The sequence below is a fragment of the Bacteroidia bacterium genome, assembly GCA_037045145.1.
GTDB lineage: Bacteria > Bacteroidota > Bacteroidia > AKYH767-A > OLB10 > OLB10.
In genome coordinates this window covers 1,119,637-1,138,788 of sequence record JBAOIA010000011.1, presented here as the reverse complement: position 1 = coordinate 1,138,788, position 19,152 = coordinate 1,119,637, and the positions used below count along the sequence as shown (strand labels likewise).

The following is a 19,152-nucleotide window of genomic DNA, read 5'->3' as shown; positions in this document are numbered from 1 at the left end:
TTCGCTACTACATGCATATTAACGAGCCTGATTTATTGAGTGATGACGAGTGGGCATCGCGGTTTAATGAGTTAATCTGGATAAGAAAAAAAGAAAATGACAGCAAGTGAATGGCGGCTTAAACTTCAGGAGGACATAAGCGCGCAACTGAAAGTTGTATCAGAAGGCGCGGACAGGTTATCCGGAAAGATGGAGGTTTTGCAAAACACTATTGCAAAAACCGGGGATAGCTCCGGTGGAAGCGGTGGCGGTTTTCTGAGTTCGCTGCGTAGTGTATTTAGGGTTACAGCCGGTGATATATCAATGGCTGTTACGAAGTTATTTGAATTTGGCGCAGCTTCTGTTGAATCATTTAATGCTCAGGATCAGGCTTTAGGACAATTGCGTGCCACATGGAAAAGTACAGGCGGTGCTGTAGGTGTTTCAATTAACGAAATGAAAGCACAGGCGGAAGCTTTGCAGAAAACAACAATGTTTGGAGATGAAGAAACAGAGCGAGCGCAATCAGTTTTGCTCACCTTTACAAACATAAAAGGTAAAATATTTAAAGATTCTATCCCGGCCATACAGGACTTGGCTACCAAGATGGGAGGCGATTTAAAAGGGGCTACTCTGCAGGTTGGTAAAGCGTTAAACGACCCGATGAAAGGAATATCTGCTCTGAGTAGAGTTGGTGTATCGTTTACAGAACAACAGAAGGCCGGTATAGAAAAACTGGTTGCTGCCGGTAAGCCGCAAGAGGCGCAAATGATGATACTTACCGAGCTCAATAAGGAGTTCGGAGGCAGTGCAGTGGCGGCAGCACAAAGTGGAACAGGGTTTATGAAGCAGATGGCTAATGACGTAGATGAAGCAAAGGAGGCCTTTGGAGAACTGATAGTTGATGGACTTCGTGCCATGAAACCTGCATTGGATGCCTTAGTTGGTGGAATCCAAGCAGTGTTTGGATGGTTGTTAGAACATAAGAGCGACATAGCTAATTTTTTTAAAGCTATTGGTTACGGAGTGCTTGGAGCTGCGGCAGCTTTTGTAGCATTAAAGGTAGCCTCTAATCTTGCACGAGCCGATATACTTATAACTGAAGGAGTAATAGGAGTTGTAACATTGGTTACAGAAGGATGGACGCTGGCGACAACAGCACTGAATAAAGCATGGGTAGATAATCCTCTTGGTTTGGTGGCAGCCGCTATTGGTTTGATAACAGCAGGTGTAATGTATGCATGGGACACGAGTGAAAACTTTCGCGGATTTCTTTATGGATTTTGGGCTTCAATAAAAACCATCTTCAGCAACATTGGGGAGTTTTTTAAAACAGTTTTTGGGCCTATACTGGACGGAGTGAATGCTGTGCGTGAAGGCAGATGGGGCGATGCGGCCAAGTCATTCGGCAAGGGGCTTTTGAATATTACAACACCTGTAGGTGTTTACAATGGACTAAAGGAGGGGAATTATAAGAGTGTATCAGAGGCGTATAACAATGCATATAAAGACGGCTTGCATGATTTTTATGTAGAAAAGGCTCTGAAAAATGCTGAGGAAAAAAAGAAGCAAGATGAAACAAGTCCGTATTCTGAATTTTTCCCAACAGGAGGAGACGCGCCTTCAGACATTGAGGACACTAAAGACATTGGTAAAGGACTTGCAGAGGTGAGTGGTGGTGGCAAGGTTACCAGGAATATCAGTGTAACTATTCAACGATTTACAGATAATATAGAAATTCACTCAACTTCTATGAGAGAAGGGGCTAATGAGATTGCAGGCATCCTGGAAGAGGCTTTGGTGAGGGTGTTGAGTGGGGCAGAATCAGCAATGGCAACTAACGGACAATAGATGAAGGAATATAATTTGGGTGCGTTACAAAGTGAATCGCTGCGGTGGACGGCTCATTATCCTTATATGCTTAATCAGCCACCTGCAAAAACAGCACAAGGCAGCAATTATGACACGCTGCAAGCTCACGCCAAAGCAAACGGTAAAACATCGCTGCTTGGCACACCTATTTTTTTGCCCTGTACACTAAAATATGAAGATGAGTTTGACACATTAGAGGTGGAGCTTCAGGGCGAACCGATGATAGTTTTCAGGTTGAATAAAACCATTGTGAAGACAGCCATTGACAGCAAGCAGGGAAGTTTTAAAGAGCTGTACAGTCAGGATGATTATGGAATCAACATTAAAGGGTTTCTGTTTAATAATGAGGCGAATGAGTATCCTGAAAAAGCAGTGCGCGATTTGCGGAATATTCTTGAAAAACAAAAACACCTGCGCATAACCAATGCGCTTGCTCGTATTTTCGGGGTAACGTACATAGCCGTAGAATCGGCAGAAGTGAATTGCATTGAAGGCGCACAGAATTATATCGCTTATCAAATCAATGCCGTAAGTGACCAATTGTTTAACATCAAACTGAAACAAACGAAATGAAAAGGATGCGTTCGGTTGTTACGATTGGAGATATGGTGTTTGAAAACCAAATCAATTCTGTTGAGATTTATTCGGCATGGAAAAACCTTACGCAAACGGCAACGATAAAATTACCGCGCTATGAGCAACTGTTAGACCCTCAAAAAACGGATTACAAACTAAAAGTTAAGCAGCCTGTGAAAATAGAACTCGGTTACGATGACGAATTGATAACGGAGTTTGAAGGTTATGTAAGCGAAGTATCGCCTATGATGCCCATTGAAGTAAAATGTGAAGATGAATCATACATGCTGAAAGAAACAGAAGTTACTCAATCATGGCGGAGTATTGAATTGAAAGACTTGCTTAAATATTTAGTGCCGGATGTGGAGCTTACCGACATTCCTTCCATAACACTTGCGCCATTCCGCCTGAACAGCGTGAGTAAGTATCAGGCATTGCAAAAGCTGAAAGACGAGTACCTGCTGACGATTTATTTCAGAGGTAAAAAAATGTTTGCGGGATTTCCGTATTATGAGAAAGGAATTGAAGATGTGGTATATGATTTTCAGGAAAACGTACCAAAGAATGATGCGCTTAACTTAGTGTATAAACTTGCAACGGATGTGAAGGTGAAAGTAAAAGCGGTGAGCATGATGCCCGATAACACTAAAATAGAAGTAGAAGTTGGCGATGATGGAGGCGACTGTGTTACAAAGCATTTTTACAACATAAAAGACACTGCGGAACTTAACCGCCTTGCAAAACAGGCAATACAGGAGTTAAAATATGACGGTTACAGAGGCACGCTGACAACGTTTGGGTTTCCGCAGTCGCAACATACGGCTATTGCAATACTTCGCAACAAACGGCAACCTGAGCGAGACGGAAAATATTTTATTGATAGCGTAAAAGTAACCTACGGAAGCAGTGGTTACAGGAGAGAAAATGAGCTTGGTAAAAAAGCATCTGCATGAGCAACAGGAGTGAGCAAATAGCCTATTTGATTCAGAAGATTGCACGTGCATCTGTGCCGACAGGTTCGTTTGTCGGCAAAGTTGAGGGTGTTAATACGAATGATTACACCTGTGACGTAATGCCTATTTCCGGAGGCAGCATATATTATGATGTGCGCCTGAAACCAACAGTTGATAGCAGCGATTACGGCATGATTCCGATTCCTGAAACGGGCAGTTATGTAATAGTTGAGCCGATTGCAAGGAGTAATTATTTCTATATTTCCCAATTTACGAAAATTAAAACGCTGCTTATAAAGAATGCAAGCGGTGTTACAATACTGTTTGATGATAACGGCAACTTGCTGTTGAATGGCGACCAATATGGCAGCATGATTAAAATAAATGATTTGCTGCAGTTGATTAATCAGTTTATACAACAATTTAATGCGCACACACATTCAGTGAGTGGCAGCACTACACTTATACCAACAGGCGCGCCTGTGCAAACAATACAGGCATCGCAGGTTGAAAACAGCAAAGTAAAACATGGCTGAGGTAAAGGACATACTTATAGACGCGGATTACGACCTTGTAATAAAGGATGGCGACCTTGTTATAGGTGAAAGCACAGACCAGCATCAGCTTTGTATATTGCTTGCGAATAAAGGTCAATACAAGCAGTTTCCTGATGTGGGAGTTGGTATTAATGAGTTTTTGCAAGATGAGGTTGATTTGGGTGATTTATCTTCTGAAATTAATGAGCAGTTTGAAAAGGACGGAATGAGAATAACGTCTCTGAAATTAGAAAGTATTGAAAGTTTACGAGTGGAGGCGTATTATCAGTATGAAAGCGCGGAGTAAATTCAGGTGTGAAGTAAAGCAAACCGTTTTTGACTTAGCAATACAGGAGTATGGCACGATTGAAAGTGTGTTTGATTTGATAGCAGATAATCCTGATAAGACGGGATTAGATATAAACATTGCGCCCGGAACAATGCTGAAAGCGGTGTCGCCTGCAGGTGATGCTGATATGTTGAAGTACTACAAAGACAGGAAACTGAAGCCTGTTAGCTTTGATGATACAGTTGCCGGAATGCATGGCGATTTTAATGATGATTTTAACGATGATTATTTTAACAATTAAGATATGGCGGTACAGATAAGAACTTGGCTAAATAATTTTATAAATACATACATAATTCCGAACGGTAATAACTTAATTACCGGACAACAGGCTAATGATATTCTTACTCCGATTGTGGACAGTATGATTCACAGAATTGATGATAAGGACTTGCTGAACCTTCGTGAGTGGAAAAGTACACGTATGTTTGAACAAGGCGAATGCTGCGTGTATCTTGGTAGTGTATATCAGTCGTCAACCAATGGAAATATTAATCATCAGCCTGATGTAACGCCTGCACAGTGGGATAAGATAACGGACGGCAATCAAATAAAATATTCTTTTCCTCCGTATGATAATGCATTCACTTACGCTGTGAATGATACATGTCGTTATCAGGATAAATTATGGAGAGCAACTGCTATTACTCAGGGCAATGCACCTACATCGCCATCACCATTTTGGATAGAGGTATCGGCAAGTAAGGGCACATTCGGTGAATTTCATCAGGTAAACACATATTATCAGGCCGGTACAGTGGTGCGATATAATCAATGGTTGTATGTTATGATGCTGCCAACATACTTTAGTACTAACTTTAACAACGAACTTAGTGCCGGTGTGTGGATGCCATTTCCAAACATTGAACAGCTTACACATGCACAATTGTTAGCACATATTGCCGGTTTAAGAATTGCACCCGGAAGGATTTATTACCTCACTGATAAAAGTGTTTTTTTGATGGGTGTTACGTCTAATTATGTTGATCCATCAGGTTATTATATTGCTCAAAATCCCGACAACCAACAAGTAGGTAGTTATATTGGTTTTGGGATATATAGGGGCGTTTGGTCCGCAGGTATGACAATTAATGACACAGAGATTGTATTATACAATGGCAAATATTATCGTAACATGACAGATGATGCAGGTTCTAATCCTGATACCGATTTGGTGAACTGGTCAATTGTTCAAAAAGGAAAATGGCGTAGTACTCTCATTGTTAATTACAATGATGTAGTGATATGGAATGGTATGCATTATAAGAATTTAGTAGGCGGAAATTTTGGAAATCCGACTACTAATCCGACTGATTGGCAATTGGTGGCATTAGGGTCGCCAAGCTATATAACCGAGATAGATCAGTGTTATTTTGATGTTCAAAGCGGTACATTGCTTAAACGTATAGATAAGAGAGGTAATGTTATTGGCTCTACGAGTTTGGTTGAATATAATTATGCTAATGCAATTGCTGTGTTTGATTGGGGTAATGACAAGTGTTATAATAATACATGCTCTTCCGGAGTATTACATTGTTACAACAATGCTGGAATAATTAGGGGTTGTAAAGTCTCAGGCAGGGCAATTATTAACAGCGATTTGAACGATGGAACGATTGAAGATGTTGTTGCAAACAATTACACCAATGTATTGGCCTGTAAAGATTCATTGAAGGGATTAGTGAATTGCAGATTTGAATCAGGCGAAGCATTGACTACCTATACAGATGGGGTTTCTGTTTTTCAGGTTTTTGACAAAACACTTCATCAGGACAACATTAGAATTACAACTACACATTCAAATTTCAGAAAGGTAGGCTTAAATATAATAAATATACCTGTAGCATCGACAACCATTGACCTATCTGATAGCAGTTCTTATGTTCCTTTTTGTGGAATGTTTGAAATCACTTCTACAGGAGATTTAACAATTAATGATATAATAGGAGCGGTGGTTGTTAGCCCGAAATCAGAGTTTATTTATAGAAAAATAAGAATTAATGTGGTGGGTATTAATTTAACATTGGTACATGGTCTTATAAAATGCCCCGGAGGAGTTGATTTAGTAATTAATGACGGAGGTTTTGTTGTATTGAAATCAATAGGTATCGGAAGCCCATCGCTTCAGGTAGAATATTACCAAAATTATTAACTATGGCCAGGACAGTATCGGAAATATATCAACAACTTGTATCTGAGAAAAACACTCAGCCACATATTAATTCATTGACTCCAGTAATAGATGATGAGCAAACGCTGCTTTCTGACCTTACGACACCAAGCAAAGTGGCGGTGTGGAGATTAATATTTTACATTGTGGCTGTAGCGTTGTGGATACATGAGACACTTTGGGATTTGATGAAAAAGCAGCTTGAAGATATTGCCGCATACAGCCGCCCAGGTACGGCACTGTGGTATCAGCAGGAGGCGTTCAAGTTTCAGTTTGGCGATAGTTTAGTGTGGAATCCAACTACGCTGAAATACGAATATGCGGTAATTGATGCAACCAAACAAATCATCAAACGCTGCGCGGTAGTTGAAGGTGGAGGCTTTGTGAGGATAAAAGTTGCGAAGTTGGTTTCAGGTGTTTTAACTCCTCTGACATCAGCAGAGCTTGCGGCATTTGATGCGTATATCAATGATATAAAATTTGCAGGAACGGATACGATATGCAGCAGCTTCTTGCCTGACTTACTGAAACTGGCTTACAAGATCTATTACAATCCGCTTGTGCTTGCTGCTGACGGCAGCCAGCTTTCAAACCCGGCAGTGTTTCCTGTGGAAGATGCCATTAATAATTTTATTTCAAATCTGCCATTCAATGGCGTTTTTGAACTGAGCGAGCTTGTTGATGCCATACAAGCTGCAAGCGGAGTTGAAGATGTGATTCAGATTAGTGCGGAAGCGAAATATGGATTGCTTGCTTACAATGCTATCGTAGAGCGTTATCTGCCGAATGCAGGTTATTTGATAGTTGACCCGCTTTTCCCACTTAATACACAACTGACTTATCAGGCTTATGGGGTATAATATTAACTGGCTATCGTTCGCAAGGATATTCCTGCCATGGTTTAAACGTAAGGATAAATGGAAAGGATTAATGGACACGTTGCTTACGCCCATTAAAGTCCTGCATACACAGACGGTGGCGACAGTCAACAGGCTGCTATATCAAATGTCGTTTGATGGACAAATAATTTATATGGAGCATGTTTTGAATGATAGATTTGACCCTACGCAAAGGCTTATTTATATTGAAAACGTGAACAGCATTGTCGGGTTGTATATTTACAACAAACCTGAGATAAAACCAAAGAACTACATCTACCGGAAATGGAATGCGGCACACACCTATCAAGTTGGTGAATTTGCACAGTACGATACAGGAGTGTATCGCGCAGTTAATGTGAACACCAACAGCGTACCTGCCGTTGGTAATGCCGATTGGCAATATAGCAGAAGTAGAGTGGTCATCATCACCAAAGCTGAGATATACAGTCAGGATGATTTTATTGTGTGGGTGCCGTCAAATGTAATTTTTGACACGAACGAAATGAAAGCGGTGGTTAATTACTACCGCCTTGCAGGTAAAAAATATTCAATTCAAATATACTAATACATGAACAGGTTAAACTATCTGACTTTTGGAGGAAACGCAGTTGAAGCGGAAGATTTTGAATGGCTGCAAAACGCCACAAAAGATGCAATTAAAGAGTTTTTAAAAGGCTTTGGAATAAACAATACCGACAGCCTCATCATATATGGTTGCGAGGTTACAGGCGCTAACTATTCGGCAGGCGCGGTAGTGCTTGCGGGTGAGATATTGCCTGTGCAGGCAGGAGTGCTGCCCACGCTTAATCCGGGCGAGATATATCAATTTCAGGTGTTGGAAACACCCGACCCATCAGGCACTGAGCCGCTGGAGTCGGGCGGTACAACTAATCAGTATTTGATACGCGAAGCGGTGGTAGTTTCAGCCGCACCGGGAACATCGCTTGCGCTTGACGGCCAGCGACTGCATGATGAGGAGGATTGGGTTGATTTAACGCCAATTAATGGCGCATCATCATCTGCCGCTTACAGTGGTGCAATACCACATATTAGTGTACGAAGAACTAAACGTAAGACACTTCAATTTAGAGGCTATGTCAATGTCCCAGAAACGCTATTGTCAACTGTTTTACCATTCACTATTCTTCCTGTTGGTTATAGACCATCTAAATTAATAAGGGTTTCTGCTCCATTTAGAGATATACATGCAGCTTCTGGAATGCTTGATAAAATAACAATCCTTCATATTAATAGTGCATCATCAGGGTTTGTTCAAAATGGCGAAATCGTGGCATCATCAACTGCAGGAGTGGCCGCAACCGTAGGATGGGATTCGGTTATTTATTTGGATGGAATAGAAGTGCCTTTGGACTAATATTTTTCCGAAAATCATCCAAATGTTAAATTTATACCTTTCTATTTAAAAATTTATCCTTTTTAACTTTGCGTTTTTACTATTTATGTTTATGTTTCAATCATTTGATTAACATTGTGGCAAAAAAATTATTTCGCTTTCATTGTTGCTTTTATCCAAACAGGTATCAGCTTTCTACGCTCTTGCATCAGCTTGTTAAACTGTGTTTCATTCAACCCGCTAATGCCTTGTAAAAGCGGTTGTGCGATAAAAGGAAAAATGACTAAACTCAATATATTCATTAAAAAATGTAATGGGTTTGGTTCGACAATTTTTCCTTTTATAACGGCTTCCTTATGTTGCTTGACAAATGCAGAGTTCATCACAATTTGTTTTATAGGCAATTTCTCTAACAGTCCGCCCGAGTTGTTGCGGATTTCACTCAACATAAAAATCGGAATATTCGGCTCTTTGATAATAAAGTCTATGTAATGAGAGGCGACTAATTCAACTTTCTTATTCAATGTACTTTTCTCGTTGTTCAGTATCGTTGCCATTGTCTGCATAAATCCAAAAACAGTTTCAAGCATTATGATGTCAAACAACTTTTCTTTACTTCGGAAATAATAATTGAGCAAAGCAAGATTGATGTCGGCTTCTTCTGCAATATCCCTTGTCCGAGTGGCAGAATATCCTTTCTTGTGAAATACAATTCGGGCAGCAGATTTTATTTTTTCTTCTGTTGTAGTGTCTAATGTTTTTACTTCTTTACCTTTCGCCATTTTGCATTAAAATTCGTTTCGGGGGCAAATGTAGAAATAAATTGTTGAATTGAACAATTATTTTAAACAAATGATTAATATTAATTTTCGGTTTGAGGCTATAGGTGAGTTTGGCACTATTGAGGTTGATGTGCATTGGATTTTGTGGATAGGACATTCCAATCAGCAACAAACAATCGTAACACATCAAACAGCAACCTTGGGGGGCGCCAAAATGCAAACATAGATACAATAGTCACATGTTTCTCAAATGTGTTAACTCTGGCCCTTAGGCAAAACATGCATAGTTAAGCCACGTTCATAGCATACCTTGATAGCCCCATTGGAGCGATTGTTTTGCCTAATGTTTAACAATATGGCCAGTGCGGGATTACGGGAGATTTCCTATCAATGGACACGAAATGTTGAAGCAAGTTACAACCTTTCGTATTCCTCTGAACTCCTTATTGGCTATATTGTTTGCTAGTGGTTCGTTGTATTCTTTTAATTCTTTTTAGGAATAATAACAGTCGCCTCAATTTCAATCAGCAAGTCGTCCCTGACTAATTTACTCACTTGCACCAGTGTACTGGTTGGTGGTTTTTGTTGACTAAGAAATTTATTACGCACATCTCTCATCGTTTGCACTTGCGATATGTCGGTCATAAAAATGTCAATTTTAATTACATCGTCCATTGTCCCACCACTTTCTACAACAATATTTTTAATGTTGGCAAAAACCTGCTCTGTCTGTGCTGCTAAATTGTCCTTACCGACTAAATTACCTTTGTCATCAAGCGCAATTTGCCCTGAAATGATAACCATTTTGCAATTACCTAGATTTATTTCTACTGAATGGGAATACCCTTTTGGAGTAGATACCGAAGCCGGGTTGCGAAACTTAACAAGTGATGTGTCTGTTTGAGAAAAACCTGGCAATGAAATGAGAAGTAAAAAAAGAAAATATATTTTATTCATTTTGCTTAATAATTTATGTGTCGTTATATAAAAATGTCAGTCTTCTTTTTTTGAATTATCACTTGTAAAGACCGCTAACGGTAGTCTGAGAATAAAATAAATTCAAAAAACATGTTCAAATATAGGAATAAAGTTGTGTGTTTAGATAATAAAAATTGGTCATAGCCTTGTCCACACTAAGCGTTGTCAACCGACATTAAATCATCTTTCAGACTTGGAAAGGCAAATAGTCCGAGACAAAGAAATTCGATTTAAAGATGCTTTTCTATAAAAATCAGATTTAACACAATCAAATGTCTTTAGTACAATGCGAAAATAAAAATTATAAAAATCTTTAGTGTGGACGTACTGCACACCAAATATCAAAAAGCCCTGAAGTTCTACCATAGCAGAGCTCTTTTGTAATTGGGCTTTTTTATATTCGGCATAATGTTACCGGTAGTGGTTCTTGTCGTCCGTCCTTGCAAACCATTGTCAATACTACGTTTCTCTGTCTGTGTCGTGTCGGCTGTTCGGTTGCGTATTTTTTGTTTTCGGAAGGGTGAGAGATTTTTTTTAATTACTCACTTTATATTTATTTTCTATTGGTGTTCGTGAACCGTAAACGGTTTCAATTTTATCTGTGTTGGAAAGGTGGAAGCTCTTTTGCAAGCTTTAGCTCCACTGATTTTTGCTTCGTTCGGCACAGCTCAAACAAGTTTGGCTCTGCACTCACTTGTCGCAAAAATTGGTCTGTGCGTTGGGCTTGTGTGGGTTTGCAATTTTTAAATCACGAACACCTTTAAAACAACATAAAACTTGTGAGTAAATGTGCTTACACCTGTCCTATGGCTAATAATATTCTTTAATGTAGTCATAAGCTCTGTTAAATAAATCTTCGTCTTTGATTTGATACTTTGTCCAAAGCACTTTACGCAATTCTCTTTTTACTTCTCGCTCTCCAACTGTCGAGTTTTGCCAACCGTCAAAGCGAACTACTCTAACAATTTCGTCTATATCGCTTACAATACGTTCTACTATTGCAGGTGTTGTGTCGGTTTTTAATTCAAGGAATAATTCTGTCAAAGCAGCTTTGGCGTTTTTCTGTTCGCTTTCAGGTTCAACGCCTTTCTCGGCTTGCAGCGTTTCTTTGGCTAATTGGCAAAGTTCTTTGATAAATTCAATGGAATTAATCAATCCTTTCTCTGCTTTGTCCCGAATGGCTTCCAGTCTTTCGCTTAGTCGTTTGAATGTTGGATTGTTGCCGTGTTTGTTTAAGCGACTGATAAGAATTTTCAAAACTTTCTCTGCTTGCTTCGGGTCTTTCTTGTTCATCAAATCGTCAATCACTTCTGCATCCAAAATCATTTCGTCCATGTCGTGATTGATACCTGAAACATGAATGTGTTCGTGTATCAATGCTGTTGTTTGAGCACCCAAAGCATGCCACAACAATCTGCCGTTGTCGTCTGATGAGGGTTTCACAGAAGTATAAACCTGCGACAACCACTTGTAATCTTTTTCAAATTGATTTAAAACCGGGTCAGGCGAAAGTGCTTCCCACAACTTTGTCAAGCTACTGAAATCTTTCGCAAAAGCATCCCGTTTTTCATTTGAGTTTATACAGTCTTGTGCTGCCGAAAGTCCTTCAAACCCTGAAATTGTTCTGTCAACACCTGCAAAATGATTCAAACATTTTTCCATCCACTCGGGCAGTTTGTCTTTCAGTTCCTGCAAGTTCGTAATCACCAGTTTTACACTTTCTTCATCAAATGCAAGGGCTTTTGCTGTATCATCAAATACACCAAAGTAATCTACAATTCTCCCGAATGTTTTATTGGGAAAAAGTCGGTTGGTTCTGCAAATGGCTTGTAACAGCGTATGGTCTTTCAGCGACTTGTCCAAATACATGGTTTGCAAAATCGGTGCATCAAAACCAGTCAACAATTTTGCTGTTACAATAAGAAATTTTAATGGACTATCTGCATCGTTGAATTTCTCAACTACTTTTTCTTGCTTGTCCTTATCCATTGCATACTTCTGTTTGAAATCAAAATCATCATTGGCAGATGAACTGATTACCACTTCGCTTGCTTCGGGATTTATCAAAAGGTCTAACTCCTCCTTGTATTGCACACAGGCATAACGGTCTGGCGTAACAATCATGGCTTTCAAACCTTCGGGTTCCACGTGTGCTTTGAAATGTTCTACTATATCTGCAACTATGGTTTTCACCCGTTCAGGCGATTTTAAAAATACCGCCATGTTAGCCGCTTTCTGACTGAGTTTGTTTCGGTCTTCTTCGCTCAGGTCGTTTGCCATTTCTTTAAAAGCTACATCCAAGCCTTCTTTGTCAATGTGGTAATCGGGAAGGCGTGGTTCAAAGTGCAAAGGCAATGTGGCATTGTCTCTGATACTGTCTTGAAAAGTATAACGACTCATGTAACCTTCGGTATCTTCTTCGGCACCGAAAGCCCAAAATGTATTTTTATCGGCTTTATTGATGGGCGTTCCAGTTAATCCAAATAAAAAAGCATTGGGCAAAGCGTTTCGCATTTTGCGTCCCAAATCTCCTTCCTGCGTTCGGTGGGCTTCGTCCACCATCACAATAATATTTTCCCTTGTGTTCATGTCGGGATAAGCATCTTTAAACTTGTGCACCATCGTAATGATGATTTTCCGTGTGTCTTGTTCCAATAGTGTATGCAATTCTTTGATGCTATCGGTGGTAATCATGTTGGGAACTTCGGCTGTATTAAATGTGGCTGTGATTTGTGTATCCAAATCTACTCTGTCCACCACAATCATTACTGTTGGGTTATGAAGGTCTTGTTGCTTCCGCAATTTTTGAGCAGCAAACAACATCAGCAGCGATTTTCCTGAACCTTGAAAATGCCAAATCAAACCTTTTTTGATTCGACCTTCTTTTACCCTTTCTACAATGGCGTTTGCACCTTCGTATTGCTGATAGCGACAAACAACTTTAATTTTTTTCTTTTTGCTGTTGGTAGCATAAACCGTGTAATACTGCAAAATGTCGAGCAGTGTGGAAGGTTTCAGCAAATGCATTAATTGTTTGGCAACATCTTGTAAGCCGATAAAATGGCTTAACTCATCTTTATCATTTTCTAAACGCCAAGGTGCCCAAAACTCTAAAGGGGTTCTTACGCCACCAATGAAAATTTCTTTGCCCTCTGTAGCAAATGAAAATACATTGGGAACAAACAATTGCGGAATGGAATTTTCATAAACCACATTGATGTCATGTGCACCATCAAACCATGTTATAGCAGGCCTTACAGGCGTTTTGGCTTCGCCAACCACCAGAGGAATTCCGTTCACGAACATCACTATGTCAGGAATTTTGGTTTCTCTTGCTCTTAGTTTAAACTGATTACACAATACAAAACTGTTGTTGTTCAGCTCTTCAAAATCAATTAAGCGAATGGCAACATGTTCGTTGTTTTTACCAATAGGCAGTGAAACTTCATTGCGAAGCCATTTTGCAAATTCTTCGTTTGCTCTTACCAAACCCACATTGTTTACGGTAATGAGAATCGCTCTGAGTTTATGAATCACTTCTTCCGCTCGATCGGGATTTAAGGCAATGGCAGGGTTTAAGCGACAAAGGGCTTCTTTCAATTCTTTCTCAACGAACACTTCGGTAATGTCACGCTGCAATAAATCAGCTTGAATGTATTTCCATTTTACGCCCCCTTCATATTCTACGGCATCTTCTTGTACGGACATGCCATGGCGTGTCCCGACAATATTATTCAGGTTCACACCGGTAAGTTGGTGAATGATGAAATGCTCTACTGTATTTTGTTCGTTAAATGCCATTATTTGAAAAATTTATCTTCCTGCCATTGCACAGGATTATTGATGATATATTCCGAAATGGTCAGGTATGATTTTTCATCACGAATAATATGATCATGAAACCGTGATTGCCATTTGAAATGTTCATATCCGTTTTTGTTGCACCATCGTTTTACAGATGATTTGAATTGATTGATAATGGTGGATACCGAACCGGGAATGGGTTTACCAAATTCCCGTTGGTGTGGTTGTAGGGACACGCCATGTTGTGGGGACACGCCATGTTGTAGGGACATCCCATGGGATGTCCCTACGGTGTTGTCCGTATTATCCGGTAGGGACACGCCATGGCGTGTCCCTACATGGGATGCCCCAACCGAATCCGTCAATTCAATAATCCCATGCGTGTGATTGGGCATAACGATATGTTCATGTAAAACCGCATTCGGAAAATGATTGGGTATTTCCAACCAATATTCATTGGCAATTTTTCCCATATCATTCCATATCATTTCACCGTTGGCAATGTCGCCAAATAAACATTCCCTGTTATGGGTACAAATGGTAATAAAATACAAACCCGCCTGCGAATAATCGTAGCCCTGCAAACGCATGGAACGCCTGTGGTGTTTTTCGGGATTGTATTTTGGTTTGTCGTTCATTATCCTAATATCTCATTTAATAATTTCTGCTTCAACAATTTCAAGGTTGCTTTTTGCTGTTTGAGGTGTTGCATGGTTCCATCAAACTGCTTGAAAACAGTAACCAATTCTTTTTGTTTTTCTTTTTTGGGCAGATTGAATTCTTGTTGTGCCAATGTTTTTACTTTGATAGTTGGCGAAAGCGAACCTTCCGAAATTTGAACGGCTCTGTTCATAAAGGCATCACTCTGCATAAAATAAGGAAGAAAATCTTTTTCGATATTTTTTTCATTGGCTCTTAATATCATACTGTGTGCCGAAGCTATGCCATCAAAATGTGAAACCGCCACTTTACGTAGATAGGCTCTGCGTTTTCCGAAAATTATATCGCCTTTTGCATATTTTAAGTTTGGTGCCAATTACATCATCAGGTGTTCCTGTTCGTTCAATTACCAAATTGTCTGCATCCAAATGCTCCAAACCAACATAGGTTTTTAACTCTGTTTTCTTTGGCTCTACACGTTCTGAAATATTGATAGCAATCCTATCAAACCTTACCGTTTCAAAATCTTTGGCGGTTAAATGATTTCCAAACTCTTTCTTATCGCTGAATAAATCTCTGAGCAATTTATTTTTCAATTGCAGCAAATTCTTCTCCTGCCCATCCACCTGCTCCATAGCCGTTTCTATGGATTGAAAAAGGGCGGCTATTTGTTTTTGCTCGGAAAGGGGGGGAAGGGGGATTGGAATTCTCTCAAGCTGTCCTTTATTTAGCTTTAAACGAGTTGTTCCATTTACAAAACCTCCAAAATCATTAAAGGAATTAAGATAATGCAAAATGAATTTGTCGCAAGCAATTTTAGGCTTTGCTTTGAGAATATGAACATGATTATTAACCCAAGATTTTCCGTTGATTAAATATGCAATATCTTTCGACTTATCAAAGAATGGTGCTCCATCTTCGCCAATTAAAACATATTCATCATCAATTAAGTAATCATTCAATCCAACCAACCATACCAGTTGCTCCATAATATGGAAATAATTCACTTTGGCTTTTGTGTTTCAATTCTTTTCTCTTCTTTCAATTGCACTTATTGGTTTTCTAAGATTGTCGAGTATATCACAACAATCTTTGATTTTAACCTGTTTCCAATTATCTTTTTTCAACTTAATCATGCGTCAATACCAATATTTTTAAGTTGAGAAAATAAGGTTTTCCTATGGAAGCGTTGATTTGTTTCTGTCCTGCTTTAATATCGGCTAATCAGATCTTCGGTATTGTGTTCAATGCCATTCGCTTTTTGCTTCACATACAATTGCAAACTCAAATTGCCGTTGTTCTCCAACACTTCTTTGTTGCTCATTACTTTGGCAAAGCCTTCGTCATCTTTACACTTCCAATAAGCATCGCTTATCTTTTTTATATGCTGTGGCTCCAGCCAAGCATTGGTGCGTTCTATGCGTAATTCCTCTTTGGCATCAATAAAAATAATTTTGCCTTTTCTTTCTTTCGACTTTTTCATGCGGCACACCAGCAGGCAACTTTCCATGCTGCTGTTGTAAAACAGGTTTTTGCCTAAGCCAATTACGGCATCTACATAATCTTCTTCAATCATGCGTTTGCGTATTTCGGCTTCGCTGTCTCTAAACAATACACCATGCGGCCACAGCACTACGCAACGGCCTGTTTCGGGGTTCAGGCTTTTCATTATGTGCTGCTGAAAAGCATAGTCGGCACAACCCTGCGGTGGCGTTCCCCAAATGTTGCGTCCAAAAGGGTCGTTCATCCATTTGCTTTGGCTCCATTTTTTTACGCTGTAGGGCGGGTTGGCCATGATTACATCAAACTTTTTCAGTTCGTCATTCTCCAATATCTGCGGGCTGTCTAAGGTGTCGCCCTGCACAATCAAAAACTCATCTACATTGTGCATAAACATATTAATGCGGGCAATGGCAGAGGTAATGAGGTTGAGTTCCTGTCCGTATAGTTTCAGGGTGCGGTATTCTTTTCCTTGCTCTTTCAGGTGCAATGCGGCACTCAGCAAAATACCGCCACTGCCGCAGGTAGGGTCGTAAATGCTTTCGCTGCTTTTGGGGTCGGTAATTTGGGTCATCAGTTTTACCACCGTGCGGTTGGTGTAAAACTCGGCAGCGGTATGTCCGCTGTCGTCAGCAAATTTCTTAATCAGGTATTCGTAGCCTTCGCCCATAATGTCATGGGGCACATTGGCTACACTCAAATTCATTTTTGAAAAGTGCTCAATCAGGTCAAGCATTTTTTCATCGCTCATCCTGCGTTTGTTGGTCCATTGAGCATCGCCAAACACATCGTGCAGCATTTCAAAGTTGGCTTTTTCAATACCGTTCAATGCTTTTTGCAAGGGCGGCACCTACATCAACGGTTTTCTTTCTTACATCTTCCCAGTGGCAGCCTTTAGGGATTTGAAAACGGTGGTTTTCGGCAAACTCGGCATATTCCAGATCGCCACCGCTTTCTTCTTTTGCCAGTTCAAATTCTTCATCCCACAAATCGCTGATGCGTTTGAAAAACAGCAAAGGGAAAATATATTGCTTAAAGTCGGCTGCGTCAATCATGCCACGCAGAATATTGGCGGCTCCCCAGAGGTAATCTTCTAATTGTTTTTGAGTCATAATTTCAATTTCTTAATGTGTTTTTTTACTTCACGTTCTACCTGATCAAAGTCGGGCAGGTCTTTTATTTGTTCACTCATGGAGCTTTGCCATCTGCCTTTGTATTGAGGCAAACGTTCGGTTAATTTTTTCGAAAAATCAGTGTGCAATAAATCTTTGCTTTTGCACTTGGTTTCAAATTCGTTGAGATAAAAATCTGCATCCATGCCATGTTCTTCGAGCAAATACCAGATGTCGTAAAAATCACGGGCTTGCATTCGTTGCATTACCGACCGCATTTTTTCAACCAATACTTCTTCTAGCTGGTAGCATAGTAATTGATATGCTTCCAAATCGGTATAGTCAACAAATACATCTTTCATTACAGGTTTAAACACCAATTGCTCACTTCGAGAAATGTCCACTTTTACCCGTTTGTTATTGCCTTGTCCACCAAGCGGACCAATGTAACTGATGTGAAAATTGATGCCGCCATCTTCATGCTCGTTATTGTCAATAATTTCAAGCGGAATATTGGCTTCCTCTTTTATGAATTCAAATACTTCCTTGAACCAATCAAAAATCAGCTCGTTGGTTGTTTCGCTATTCACTAAGGTGAAATCAAGGTCTTCCGAAAAACGATAATCTTCAAAATATACTTTCTTTAAAACAGTCCCGCCTTTGAAAACAATTGCCTTTGAAAGTTGCTCATGTTTGGCAATACCAAACAGAATCCATGAAAGAATATAGTCCTTTTCAATCTGCTGGTCACGAACCCCAACAGCTCTTGCTTTTTGCTGTATTTCTCCGGGTTTAATCATGTGTAAATAGCAGATTTAATGGTTTCGGTTTCCAAATTTTGTTGAATGCTCCAACGGCTGTTTCGCTTGCCTGATTTGGGTAATTCAGTATCAAGCAACACATACGAAGCCGTTTTTAGATTTTGCAAGTCAGCAATAATTTTTGTGTTGATGTCAAGCATTTCCAAAATAAAACCTAATCGCTTTATCACCGCCTGCGAATCAAATTTCTTGGCGTATTCGAGTAGTGTGTCGTATTTGATTTTGTCTTTTGAGGTATAGATTGCTCTTGCTACTTCCACAATGCCACCTGCATAATCGGGTTTGAATAAGCAGTCTATAAATGTTTTTTCTAAATCAGAACAGAGCACTTTATTAAAACTATCAATCCAAATTTTCTTTGAACCGAAAAAGTGTTTCTCGTTGTGATAGATAAATTGAAAAGAAACTTCTTTTATTTTTATTTCTGATGGTCGTATTTGTTTTGATACAACGATTTGTTCTTTCAACGATGGCTGTGTAATCAGGTTGTGAATCTGTAAAGCCGAGTAATAACCAATGTAGTGTTTGGCATAATTCACTAAATGTTCTGTAACCAAATGCCAGTCGGGCATAAAGGTTTCCGCATTTTGCTCATAGGGTATGATGTAATAAACGCCTTCTTTCAATCGCATCAACAACCCCCTTTTTGTCATGTCGCTTAGTAGTTCTCTGACTGCACTTGCTTTAGAGTCGGGCAGGGCTTTGTATGCCAAAGAATAGTCAAAGCAATTCCTGTTCTGTCCGTTGAAATAGGACAAAAGCTCGTTGGACTGCGTTGAAATATATTTATTCTTCATAGTAACAATGTCAGGTTAAACCTGACAA

The 19,152-nt window shown here is 39.7% G+C and carries 19 protein-coding genes and 1 pseudogene; 11 read left to right on the top strand and 9 right to left on the bottom strand.

The features are described 5' to 3' along the window. The first annotated feature begins 96 nt into the window (after positions 1-96). Genes V9G42_05975 through V9G42_05930 form a run of 10 tightly spaced genes read left to right on the top strand, consistent with a single transcriptional unit; the run spans position 97 to position 8,691 of the window. Positions 97-1,830 (top strand): hypothetical protein, encoded by a 1,734-nt coding sequence (locus tag V9G42_05975; GenBank protein MEI2758968.1) that lies wholly within the window; start codon positions 97-99, stop codon positions 1,828-1,830. Then, positions 1,831-2,424: a DUF6046 domain-containing protein gene (locus V9G42_05970; protein ID MEI2758967.1), complete on the top strand. Its 594-nt coding sequence runs from the start codon at positions 1,831-1,833 to the stop codon at positions 2,422-2,424. Further along, positions 2,421-3,380: a hypothetical protein gene (locus V9G42_05965; GenBank protein ID MEI2758966.1), complete on the top strand. Its 960-nt coding sequence runs from the start codon at positions 2,421-2,423 to the stop codon at positions 3,378-3,380. The genes V9G42_05970 and V9G42_05965 overlap by 4 nt, the downstream gene beginning before the upstream one ends. Next, positions 3,377-3,916, top strand: a complete 540-nt coding sequence (locus V9G42_05960; protein ID MEI2758965.1) for a hypothetical protein — start codon at positions 3,377-3,379, stop codon at positions 3,914-3,916. Before V9G42_05965 ends, V9G42_05960 begins: the two co-directional genes overlap by 4 nt. Beyond that, positions 3,909-4,223 carry an oxidase gene (locus V9G42_05955; protein ID MEI2758964.1) on the top strand — a complete coding sequence of 105 codons (315 nt, stop codon included), beginning with the start codon at positions 3,909-3,911 and terminating at the stop codon, positions 4,221-4,223. Before V9G42_05960 ends, V9G42_05955 begins: the two co-directional genes overlap by 8 nt. Further along, positions 4,207-4,506: a hypothetical protein gene (locus V9G42_05950; protein MEI2758963.1), complete on the top strand. Its 300-nt coding sequence runs from the start codon at positions 4,207-4,209 to the stop codon at positions 4,504-4,506. The genes V9G42_05955 and V9G42_05950 overlap by 17 nt, the downstream gene beginning before the upstream one ends. A 3-nt stretch (positions 4,507-4,509) precedes the next feature. Further along, positions 4,510-6,417: a hypothetical protein gene (locus V9G42_05945; protein ID MEI2758962.1), complete on the top strand. Its 1,908-nt coding sequence runs from the start codon at positions 4,510-4,512 to the stop codon at positions 6,415-6,417. Positions 6,418-6,419: 2 nt separating this feature from the next. Continuing rightward, on the top strand, positions 6,420-7,295 hold the full coding sequence (locus tag V9G42_05940; protein ID MEI2758961.1) for a hypothetical protein: 876 nt from the start codon (positions 6,420-6,422) through the stop codon (positions 7,293-7,295). After that, entirely contained in the window at positions 7,285-7,881 is a 597-nt protein-coding gene (locus V9G42_05935) for a hypothetical protein (protein ID MEI2758960.1), read from the top strand. Before V9G42_05940 ends, V9G42_05935 begins: the two co-directional genes overlap by 11 nt. Positions 7,882-7,884: 3 nt before the next feature. Next, a complete protein-coding gene (locus tag V9G42_05930) occupies positions 7,885-8,691 on the top strand; it encodes a hypothetical protein (protein ID MEI2758959.1) in 807 nt (268 codons plus the stop codon). Between the two features lie 128 nt (positions 8,692-8,819). On the opposite strand, the gene V9G42_05925 is transcribed toward V9G42_05930, so the two are convergent. Next, positions 8,820-9,452, bottom strand: coding sequence for a TetR/AcrR family transcriptional regulator (locus V9G42_05925; protein ID MEI2758958.1), 633 nt, complete (start codon positions 9,450-9,452; stop codon positions 8,820-8,822). Between the two features lie 70 nt (positions 9,453-9,522). Here V9G42_05925 and V9G42_05920 point away from each other — a divergent pair, with 70 nt between their 5' ends. Beyond that, entirely contained in the window at positions 9,523-9,678 is a 156-nt protein-coding gene (locus V9G42_05920) for a hypothetical protein (GenBank protein MEI2758957.1), read from the top strand. A gap of 257 nt (positions 9,679-9,935) precedes the next feature. On the opposite strand, the gene V9G42_05915 is transcribed toward V9G42_05920, so the two are convergent. The 8 genes and pseudogenes from V9G42_05915 to V9G42_05880 form a co-directional block, all read right to left on the bottom strand. Beyond that, entirely contained in the window at positions 9,936-10,409 is a 474-nt protein-coding gene (locus V9G42_05915; GenBank protein MEI2758956.1) for a RidA family protein, read from the bottom strand. 831 nt (positions 10,410-11,240) lie between these two features. Further along, on the bottom strand, positions 11,241-14,231 hold the full coding sequence (locus V9G42_05910) for an HsdR family type I site-specific deoxyribonuclease (GenBank protein MEI2758955.1): 2,991 nt from the start codon (positions 14,229-14,231) through the stop codon (positions 11,241-11,243). Beyond that, positions 14,231-14,872, bottom strand: a complete 642-nt coding sequence (locus V9G42_05905) for a hypothetical protein (GenBank protein ID MEI2758954.1) — start codon at positions 14,870-14,872, stop codon at positions 14,231-14,233. Before V9G42_05905 ends, V9G42_05910 begins: the two co-directional genes overlap by 1 nt. Continuing rightward, entirely contained in the window at positions 14,872-15,201 is a 330-nt protein-coding gene (locus tag V9G42_05900) for a restriction endonuclease subunit S (protein ID MEI2758953.1), read from the bottom strand. Before V9G42_05900 ends, V9G42_05905 begins: the two co-directional genes overlap by 1 nt. Position 15,202: 1 nt before the next feature. Beyond that, entirely contained in the window at positions 15,203-15,883 is a 681-nt protein-coding gene (locus tag V9G42_05895; protein ID MEI2758952.1) for a restriction endonuclease subunit S, read from the bottom strand. 266 nt (positions 15,884-16,149) lie between these two features. After that, positions 16,150-17,506: pseudogene (locus V9G42_05890) on the bottom strand (class I SAM-dependent DNA methyltransferase). Then, positions 17,503-18,306 carry a nucleotidyl transferase AbiEii/AbiGii toxin family protein gene (locus V9G42_05885; protein ID MEI2758951.1) on the bottom strand — a complete coding sequence of 268 codons (804 nt, stop codon included), beginning with the start codon at positions 18,304-18,306 and terminating at the stop codon, positions 17,503-17,505. Before V9G42_05885 ends, V9G42_05890 begins: the two are co-directional and overlap by 4 nt. Then, the gene (locus V9G42_05880; protein ID MEI2758950.1) at positions 18,303-19,124 is read right to left on the bottom strand and encodes a transcriptional regulator; all 822 of its coding nucleotides are present in this window, start codon (positions 19,122-19,124) and stop codon (positions 18,303-18,305) included. The genes V9G42_05885 and V9G42_05880 overlap by 4 nt, the downstream gene beginning before the upstream one ends. Positions 19,125-19,152: the final 28 nt, after the last annotated feature.

Coding starts and splice junctions, on each gene's coding strand:
- V9G42_05905 (MEI2758954.1), bottom strand. CDS start 14,872: ATGAACGACAAACCAAAATACAATCCCGAAAAACACCACAGGCGTTCC.
- V9G42_05975 (MEI2758968.1), top strand. CDS start 97: ATGACAGCAAGTGAATGGCGGCTTAAACTTCAGGAGGACATAAGCGCG.
- V9G42_05940 (MEI2758961.1), top strand. CDS start 6,420: ATGGCCAGGACAGTATCGGAAATATATCAACAACTTGTATCTGAGAAA.
- V9G42_05925 (MEI2758958.1), bottom strand. CDS start 9,452: ATGGCGAAAGGTAAAGAAGTAAAAACATTAGACACTACAACAGAAGAA.
- V9G42_05955 (MEI2758964.1), top strand. CDS start 3,909: ATGGCTGAGGTAAAGGACATACTTATAGACGCGGATTACGACCTTGTA.
- V9G42_05970 (MEI2758967.1), top strand. CDS start 1,831: ATGAAGGAATATAATTTGGGTGCGTTACAAAGTGAATCGCTGCGGTGG.
- V9G42_05895 (MEI2758952.1), bottom strand. CDS start 15,883: ATGGAGCAACTGGTATGGTTGGTTGGATTGAATGATTACTTAATTGAT.
- V9G42_05880 (MEI2758950.1), bottom strand. CDS start 19,124: ATGAAGAATAAATATATTTCAACGCAGTCCAACGAGCTTTTGTCCTAT.
- V9G42_05945 (MEI2758962.1), top strand. CDS start 4,510: ATGGCGGTACAGATAAGAACTTGGCTAAATAATTTTATAAATACATAC.
- V9G42_05885 (MEI2758951.1), bottom strand. CDS start 18,306: ATGATTAAACCCGGAGAAATACAGCAAAAAGCAAGAGCTGTTGGGGTT.
- V9G42_05930 (MEI2758959.1), top strand. CDS start 7,885: ATGAACAGGTTAAACTATCTGACTTTTGGAGGAAACGCAGTTGAAGCG.
- V9G42_05960 (MEI2758965.1), top strand. CDS start 3,377: ATGAGCAACAGGAGTGAGCAAATAGCCTATTTGATTCAGAAGATTGCA.
- V9G42_05935 (MEI2758960.1), top strand. CDS start 7,285: ATGGGGTATAATATTAACTGGCTATCGTTCGCAAGGATATTCCTGCCA.
- V9G42_05920 (MEI2758957.1), top strand. CDS start 9,523: ATGATTAATATTAATTTTCGGTTTGAGGCTATAGGTGAGTTTGGCACT.
- V9G42_05915 (MEI2758956.1), bottom strand. CDS start 10,409: ATGAATAAAATATATTTTCTTTTTTTACTTCTCATTTCATTGCCAGGT.
- V9G42_05950 (MEI2758963.1), top strand. CDS start 4,207: ATGAAAGCGCGGAGTAAATTCAGGTGTGAAGTAAAGCAAACCGTTTTT.
- V9G42_05910 (MEI2758955.1), bottom strand. CDS start 14,231: ATGGCATTTAACGAACAAAATACAGTAGAGCATTTCATCATTCACCAA.
- V9G42_05965 (MEI2758966.1), top strand. CDS start 2,421: ATGAAAAGGATGCGTTCGGTTGTTACGATTGGAGATATGGTGTTTGAA.